Source organism: Dankookia rubra, assembly GCF_004355005.1.
Classification (GTDB): Bacteria; Pseudomonadota; Alphaproteobacteria; order Acetobacterales; family Acetobacteraceae; genus Paracraurococcus; species Paracraurococcus ruber_A.
Genome location: NZ_SMSJ01000158.1, coordinates 1 through 7,731 on the forward strand (window position 1 = coordinate 1; position 7,731 = coordinate 7,731).

A 7,731-nucleotide genomic window follows, 5' to 3' on the forward strand; every position below is an offset into this window, starting at 1 on the left:
CGGGGCGGCGGGCGCGCTGCTGGTGCAGGCGGCGCTGCTCGGCGCGCTGGCCTGGGGGCTGGCCGCCGGCGCCGAGGGCGCGGCGCTGGCGGTGCTCGGCCTGTTCCTTGCGGTGGCCTCGGCGGAATCGCTCGGCCTGCTGCCGCGCGCCGGGGTGTCGCTGGCGCAGGCCGCCGCGGGTGCCCGGCGGCTGTTCGAGCTGGCCGACGCGCCGCCGCCGGTCGCCGAGCCCAGCACGCCCGCGGCCGAGCCGGCCGGCCATGCGATCCAGGTGGAGGGGCTGCGCTTCGCCTGGACGCCCGACCGCGCCCCGGTCTTCGAAGGGCTCGAGCTCGACATCCCGGAGGGTACGCGGCTGGCGCTGCTCGGGCCCTCGGGCATCGGCAAGTCGAGCCTCGTGGCGCTGCTGCTGAAGCTGGCGGCGCCGCAGGCCGGGCGGATCAGCTTCGGCGGCACCGACATCGCCGAGCTGCCGGCGGAGTTTGTGCGGCGGCGGATCGCCTGCCTGACCCAGGATGCGCGCCTGTTCGACGACAGCATCGCCGCCAACCTGCGCATCGCCGCGCCCGCCGCGCCCGACGCCGCGCTGTGGCGGGCGCTCGATAAGGCCGGCATCGGCGAGCTGGTGCGGGCCCTGCCGGAGGCCCTGGCGACCCGCTGCGGCGAGGGCGGGGCGCGGTTCTCCGGCGGCCAGGCGCGGCGGCTGGCGCTGGCCCGCGTGCTGCTCTCGGCCGCCCCGGTGCTGGTGCTGGACGAGCCGACGGCGGGCCTCGACGCCGAGACCGAGCGGGCCTTCCTCGAGACGCTGGAGGGCGTGACCGCCGGCCGTACGGTGATCCTGATCACCCATCGGCTGGTCGGCGTGGAGCGGCCGACGCGGGTGCTGCGGCTGGCCGGCGGCAGGGCCCTGCCGGCGGCGGGGTGACGGGGTTCAGGGAGGGAACACGCTTCCCTCCCCGGCCTTGCCGTCAGGGCAGCCGGTCGATCAGCGCCGCCGCATCCGCCGCCCGCGCCGCCCAGCTTTCCTCCGCCACCGCCGCGCGCCGCGCTGCCGCCGCGCCCGGCGGATCCCCGAACGTCGCCTGCAGCGCCGCGGCGAAGGCCGCCGGCCCCTCCACCTCGGCGACCAGCGCCCGGTAGGGCCGCAGCGCCGGGAAGGTCGTGCTCACCACGGGGCGGCCGGCGGCCAGGTATTCCCGCAGCTTCAGCGGATTGCTGGCGCGGATCTGGGCATTGTCGACGAAGGGGATGATCCCCGCCGTCCAGTGCTGGGCATAGGCGGGCAGCGCCGCATGCGGCCGCGAGCCCGGCAGCAGGATATTGGCCAGGCCCTGCAGCGGCGAAAGGTCGGTCGCGGGATGGCCGATCAGCAGGAAGCGCCAGTGCGGCAGCAGGCGCGCCACCGCGGCGACCAACCCGAGGTCGAGCCAGGGCGCCAGCGTGCCGTAGAAACCCGCCACTGGCCCGCCCTCCGGCATGTCGGCCGCGCGCGGCGCCGGCGTGGCGAAGCGGGCGAAGTCAACGCCGTGCGGCAGCAGGTGGGTCTTCGCCGGCGCGAACCGCCCGGCCAGCAGCGGGCTGGATGCCAGGATGAGGTCGGCGCGCCGCGCGAGCTCGGCCTCCATCCGCAGCGCCGGCGCATGGTCCACCCCGGCCAGCGCGCCGAAGTCGTCGCAGCAGTAGTAGACCACGGCGCTCTCGCCGAGCGCGCCGAGCGCCGGCACGGCCGATGGCAGGGAAGCCCAGACCACCGGCCGGCGCAGCCCGGCCGCCGCCGCCGCGCCGCGCACCGCGCGGCCGATCAGCAGCCGGTTGGCGGCGCGGCCGAGCGCGCCCTCCGCCATCGGGATCGCCAGGGCATTCACCAGCGGGAAGGGCGCCGGCTCCCGCGCCGCCGCCGCGGCGCCGCCGCCCATGACGGCGCGGCGCAGCTTGGCCAGGGCGCGGCCGAGATCGGCCGCCGAGAGCTGCGGCCGGCGCAGGCCGATCGAGTTCACCCAGACCACCCGGCGCCCGGGCGCCAGGTGCCGGATCAGGTGCTGGGTCGAGGAGGGATGCGCCCCCCAATCCTCGCCGAAGACGATGAGGTCGCGGAGCCCCTGCCCCGTCGCGCCGCCGTCAGCCATGCGGGATGGTCCCGTCCAGGGCACGGATGACCCGGCAGGGGTTGCCGGCCGCCAGCACCATCGGCGGCAGGTCCCTGGTGACCACGCTGTTGGCGCCGACCACCGTGCCGCGGCCGATGGTTACGCCGCCCAGCACCGTCACCCCGGTGCCGAGCCAGACATCGTCGCCCAGCACGATGTCGCCGATCTGCGCCGGGGTGCAGGGCGCGCCGGCAGCGCGCGCGACGGGGTCGAGCGGATGGCCGGGATAGCCGGCCAGGAAATTGCGCCCGGCCAAGCGGACATTGTCGCCGAACCGCACCACGGTGCCGACGGCGATGGTGGTCTGCCAGCCGATGTCGATGTTGTCCCCGACCTCGAGCAGCGGCGCCGGCAGCGTCCCCGGCCGGCCCGAGAGGGTGGAGGCGCCGGACAGCCGCACGTCGCGGCCCAGCCGCAGCCGCAGCGGGCCGAGCACCAGCGGCATGCCGCCTTCCAGCCGCAGCCCGGGCGCGGGAGTCTCGACGCGCGAGAGGAACATCGGCGTCCACCAGGCCGCGCGCATGACCTGCGACACGAGGCCGCCGAGCGTCCGGTGCGCCGCGTACAGCGCGCGGTGCAGCGGCCGGACCAGCGGCACCCGCGCTCCGCGCAGCGCCCGGATGGCGGCCCAGGTTGCCCGCGCCGCCGGGGTCTCGCCTGCCTTGATGCTCCGCTTCAGGGCGGCGAGGCTGCTCATCCGATGGCTCCGTGGCGTGGGTCTGGCAAGGCGTGACTGGCGCGATGCGTCGCAGGATGCGACGCGATCCTGGAACGGGCGGCCCGAGCGGACCGGCGCCCGCGATCCGCCCTAGATCTGGACGCCGAGCACCGGCAGCCGCCGCACCCGCGACCGCAGCCGGCGGGCGAGGCCGGGCAGGAAGCCGGCGATGCGGCTCACCTCCCGCTCCAGCTCCTCCTTCAGGGAGGGGTTCTCCTTGTCGTTCAGCACGATGCCCAGCAGGTTGGCGCCGGCGCGGCCAAGCCGGTCCTGCGCCTTCCGCACCGCCTCGGCCTTGGTCTTGCCGGCCAGCACCACCAGCAGGGTGCAGGCGGCGGCGGCGGCGACGGAGAGGCTGCCCATGCCCTCGCCCGGGGAGGCGAGCACCGGCGCGAGGTCGAGCACCACCAGGTCGTAGTCGCGCTGCCAGGCGGCCATCCGCCAGGCGAAGAAATCGCGCTGCTGCCAATTGGCCGGGGCATTCGCCGGCAAGGCCATGACGCTCAGGCCCTCGGCGCCGATCCGCACCGGCTCGCCGGGCGGCAGGTGCATCCCGCAGCGGGCGGCGAGGGTCGGCTTGTCCGCGAAGATCTCGGCCAGCAGCACCGTCTTGCCGGCATGCTCGGCGCGGCGGGCCAGGGCGGCGGCGATGGTCGAGGTGCCCTCCCCGTTGTTCGCCGCGGTCACCGCGACGCAGTGCAGGCCGCTGGCGACCAGGCCGCGCCAGACCGTCTCGATCTCCTCGGAGAGCGCTTCGGGGGCCAAGTCCTTCGGCATGGTCAGAGCACCTTCAGCAGGGCGATGACGGAGAGAATGCTGACGACGTCGCGGAACCCCTCGAAGAAGATGCGCCATTCGCTCTGCGCCGTGCTCGGCACGTAGACGGTGTCGCCCGGGCGGACCACGGGCAGCATCGAGAAATCGCCGGTGCGGGCGAATTTCTGCAGATCGAAGGTTCGCGCCTCGTTGGCGCAGCAGGAAAGGTTGACCACGACGATCCGCGTATCAAGCGCCGTGCCACCGGTGCCGCCGGCCTCGGCCAGCAGGTCGAGGATCGTCATCCCCTCGGTGATCGGGTAGCGGCCGGGCTTGCCGACGGCGCCGAGCACGCGGACCACGTTGCTCGCCGGCGTTTCCAGCCAGTTGCGGTTCCGGTCGGGCACGTAGATCACGTCGCCCGGCCGGATCCGCGGCATCAGCAGGTCGTCGCCGGTCTCGAAGTAGTTGGCCAGGTTGACGCGAGAAACCCGGTCCCGTCCCTCCCCCCGGTGGGTGATGCGGATGTTCTGCAGGTCGGCCGCGGTGGTCGGGCCGTTCGCCGCCGACAGGATGTCGAGGAAGGAGAGCTTGGCGTCGAAGGCGTAGCGGCCGGGCGCGCCGACCGAGCCCATGACGTAGATGCTGCGGTCGGCCTCCTGCCGCAGCCAGGTGCCGCGCGTGTCGTTCGGCGCGGAAAGCTGCTCCGGCACGGTGATCGTGTAGCCGCCGCGGATCACCGGCAGCGCGGCGAAGCGGCCGCCTTGTTCCAGGAATTTCTGCAGGTCGAACCGCACCGGCGCGGCGCGGTCGCCGGGCAGGATCTGCACGGCGGAGGTATCCGCCCGCTCGTTCGGCCCGCCGGCCTGGGCCAGCAGGTCGAGCAGCGACATCTCGTCCGACCATTCGAACCGGCCGGGCTGGCGCACCGCGCCCATGACGCGGACGGCGCGCGTCGTCGGCACCCGCAGCCAGGCCGCGGTCTGCTCGCCCTGGGTCTTCTCCGGGATGAAGACCGCGTCGCCCGGGCGGATCTCGGGCGGCCTTCCGCCGCCGCGCTCGATGAAGCCGCCGAGGTCGAAGAAGTCGATCGTCTTGCCGTCGGCGCGGATGATGCGGACCTGCCGCGTCTCGGCGAAGCGGGTCGGGCCGCCGGCATTGGCCAGGATGTCGAAGAAGCCGGTCCCGGCACGGACCTCGTAGGCGCCGGCGCGCTGCACCTCGCCCATCATGTAGACGACGCGCGGGCCGACCTTCACCTCCTCGGTCAGCACGGGCACGAAGATGGTGGTGCCGCCGGCGATGCGCGGGTTCAGCCGGGCGTCGCCGGTGTCGAGGAAGGTCTTTAGGTTGAACAGCTTCGGCTCGTTCCCGGCGATGATGCGGACCTGCTCGGTGCCGGCGAAGCGGCTGACGCCGCCGGCCCGCATCAGCGCGTCCATCACCGTCATCCCCTCCTTCCACGCGAAGGTGCCGGCCGCGTTCACCTCGCCGAAGACGCGGATGGAGGGGGTGTCCTGGCCGGCATCGCCCTGCCGGGTCAGCGCGCCGGAATCGAAGGGCACCTCGACATTGCCGGTCAGCGGGGAAACGGGGACGAAGATCTCGTCGAGGGTGCGCAGCGCCGGCAGCAGGCTGCTGTCGCCGGTGTCGAGATAGCGCTTGTAGTCGAAGGTGATGGGGCGGCCGTCGCGGCGGACCTGCATGCGGTCGAGCTGCGCGCCGGGCTGCAGCCCGCCGGCCGCGGTGATCGCCTGCTGCACGTTGGCGCCGCGCGGCAGCTCGACCGGCCCCGGCGTGCGGACATAGCCGCCGACGGTGAGCAGCAGCTTGCGCTCGCGCAGCAGCAGGTTGAAGCGCGACAGGTCGCGGAAGCGCTGCGCCAGGATCCCCCGCACCTGCTCCCGCGCCTCCCGCAGGGTCAGGCCGGCGACCGCGACGGGGCCGACCTCGGGCAGCTCGATGCGGCCCTCGCGGTCGATCTGAACGGTATTGGCGAAGCTGTCCTCGCCCGGCAGCACCACCTGCAGCACGTCGCCGACCGCGAGCCGGACCGCCTGGCCCGAGGGCGCATCGGATGCGCCGGCGGTTTGCGCCGAGACCGGCAGCATCCCCGCCAGCAATAGCAGCAGGACCAGCAGGAGGCGGGCGATACGGCGGATCATGCGGGAGGACACTCGAGCGGCAGCGGGACACCGGGGGGCAGCAGCGGCCCGAGCGCGAGGAGCTCGGCCTCCAGCCGGTCCAGGGTTCTCGCCGAATCCCCGTGCAGGCCGCCATAGAATTCGCGCTGGGCGCGGGTGGCGAGGTCGCTGGCCGGGATGATCCGGCCGGTCAGCGCGCCCTTGGCCTGCAATGCCTCGCGCAGCGCATCGGTCCGGTCGACCTGGCAGGCGAGGCGGAGGTGCAGGGCGGCGACGCCCTCCCTGTTCTCGGGCTTCGGGGCGCGGACCTCGGCCATGCCGCCCCCGCCGTTGCGGGGGAAGCTGCACCCGGTGAGCAGCAGGAACAGCAGGAGGATGAGGAGGGAGGCCGGCCGCATGAGCTGTGCGTAGAGGATAAACCCGAAGTTGCGAAGCAACGGAGGCGGATCGCCCCGCAGCGGCCAGGAGGGATCGGCGGGCGGGGCGGCCAAGCGGAGGCCTCAGGCCGCGCGGGCGAAGCCGAGCGCCGCGGCGAAGCCGAAGCCGCGGCGGGCCGGGGCCGGCAGGCCGAGCACCTGGGCGAGGCCGAGTTTGCGGAACATCGCCAGCGGCTGCGCCGTGGCGCCCGTCACCCTCAGCGCGCGCCCCTGCGCCGCGAGGCGCCTGAACAGGAAGGCGACGGCGCCGAGGCCGCAGCCATCCATGAAGCCGACCGCGGCCATGTCGAGCACCACGTCGCCGGTCGTGCCCGTGACCACCTGCTCCAGCACCGGGCGCAGCGCCATGGCGCCGTCGCCGTCGAGCGTGCCGGTGACCTGCAGGCGGAGGCCGGTGCGGTCGTCGGAGAGGAAGGCGTTCATGGGGGGAGTCCTTGTGAAAGCGGTTTCGAAGAGGTTAATCGCAACCCCCATGCCGCCCTCTTCGGCCGCAGCCTGCGAGTCTGGCGCCCGCTGTGGCCGGCAGGCCGCAGGCTGCGTTGCAAAATGCGAGACGCGATGACCCGCGAGATCTGGCTGCTGCTGGACAGTTCCGGCCTGGGCGGCATCGAGAGCCATGTGGCCGAGCTGGCCGCCGGCCTGGCCGCCGCCGGGCAACGGCCGCGGGTGGCCTTTCTGACCGATTTCGGCGCCCACCCGCTGCGCGACCGCCTGGATGCGGCGGGCCTCGCCTGGGAGGCCCTGCCGGGCGGCCTACGCGCCCTGGCCGGCCGGCTGCGCGCGGCCAGGCCGGCGCTGCTGCACACCCATGGCTACAAGGCCAACCTGCTCGGCCGCATCGCCGCGCGGCTGGCCGGCATCCCCGTGGTCAGCAGCTTCCATGCCGGGGAGCGGCCGGCCGGGGCGGTCGGGCTCTACGACCTGGCCGACCGCTGGACCGCCGGGCTGGCGGGGCGGGTCGCGGTCAGCCGGCAGATCGCCGGGCGGCTGCCCTGGCCGGCCGAGGTGGTGCCGAATTTCGTCGCCCTGCCCGACGCCGCGCCGGGCGCCCGGCCGCTAACGGTCGCCTTCGTCGGCCGCATGGTGCCGGAGAAGGGGCCGGACAGCTTCGCCGCGCTGGCGAAGCTTGTCGCAGGCCCACGCTTCCTCGCCTTCGGCGACGGGCCGGAACGCGCCGCGGCCGAGGCCGCCGCCGCGGGCCGGGTGGCATTCCGCGGCGCCGTCCCGGGCATGGCCCCGCATTGGGCCGAGGTTGGCCTGCTGGCCATCACCAGCCGCGCGGAGGGCCTGCCGCTGGCGGCGCTGGAAGCCATGGCTGCGGGCGTGCCGGTCGCCGCCTTCGCGCTCGGTGGGCTGCCGGAGCTGGTGAGCGACGGGGTCGATGGCTGGCTGGCGCCGCCGGGCGACCTGCCGGCGCTGGCCGCGCGCGTGGCCGCCTGGGCGGCGCTGGACGCCGCGGCGCGCGAGGCCGTCGGTAGCTGCCGAAATCGCCCCCGGTAGCCGCGCCGATCTCGAGCGCCATGCGGATG

The 7,731-nt window shown here is 74.8% G+C and carries 8 protein-coding genes; 2 read left to right on the forward strand and 6 right to left on the reverse strand.

The window, feature by feature from the left end; genetic code table 11:
* A partial coding sequence (locus E2C06_RS34480; protein ID WP_133293074.1) for an amino acid ABC transporter ATP-binding/permease protein occupies window positions 1-925 on the forward strand: 925 nt, incomplete at its 5' end.
* Between the two features lie 43 nt (window positions 926-968).
* Here the strand turns inward: E2C06_RS34480 and E2C06_RS34485 are convergent.
* The 6 genes from E2C06_RS34485 to E2C06_RS38190 all read right to left on the reverse strand — a co-directional run bounded on the left by E2C06_RS34485 (window position 969) and on the right by E2C06_RS38190 (window position 6,625).
* On the reverse strand, window positions 969-2,126 hold the full coding sequence (locus E2C06_RS34485; RefSeq protein WP_133293075.1) for a glycosyltransferase: 1,158 nt from the start codon (window positions 2,124-2,126) through the stop codon (window positions 969-971).
* Complete coding sequence (locus tag E2C06_RS40535) at window positions 2,119-2,844, reverse strand: LbetaH domain-containing protein (protein WP_133293076.1); 726 nt, start codon at window positions 2,842-2,844, stop codon at window positions 2,119-2,121. The genes E2C06_RS34485 and E2C06_RS40535 overlap by 8 nt, the downstream gene beginning before the upstream one ends.
* 111 nt (window positions 2,845-2,955) lie before the next feature.
* Entirely contained in the window at window positions 2,956-3,642 is a 687-nt protein-coding gene (locus tag E2C06_RS34495; RefSeq protein ID WP_133293077.1) for a tyrosine-protein kinase family protein, read from the reverse strand.
* 2 nt (window positions 3,643-3,644) lie between these two features.
* On the reverse strand, window positions 3,645-5,786 hold the full coding sequence (locus tag E2C06_RS34500; protein WP_133293078.1) for a polysaccharide biosynthesis/export family protein: 2,142 nt from the start codon (window positions 5,784-5,786) through the stop codon (window positions 3,645-3,647).
* A complete protein-coding gene (locus tag E2C06_RS34505; RefSeq protein ID WP_133293079.1) occupies window positions 5,783-6,256 on the reverse strand; it encodes a hypothetical protein in 474 nt (157 codons plus the stop codon). The genes E2C06_RS34500 and E2C06_RS34505 overlap by 4 nt, the downstream gene beginning before the upstream one ends.
* Window positions 6,257-6,265: 9 nt before the next feature.
* A complete protein-coding gene (locus E2C06_RS38190) occupies window positions 6,266-6,625 on the reverse strand; it encodes an STAS domain-containing protein (RefSeq protein ID WP_165982870.1) in 360 nt (119 codons plus the stop codon).
* 135 nt (window positions 6,626-6,760) lie between these two features.
* On the opposite strand from E2C06_RS38190, the gene E2C06_RS34515 reads away from it, so the two are divergent.
* The gene (locus tag E2C06_RS34515; protein WP_165982871.1) at window positions 6,761-7,702 is read left to right on the forward strand and encodes a glycosyltransferase; all 942 of its coding nucleotides are present in this window, start codon (window positions 6,761-6,763) and stop codon (window positions 7,700-7,702) included.
* The last annotated feature ends 29 nt before the right edge of the window (window positions 7,703-7,731 follow it).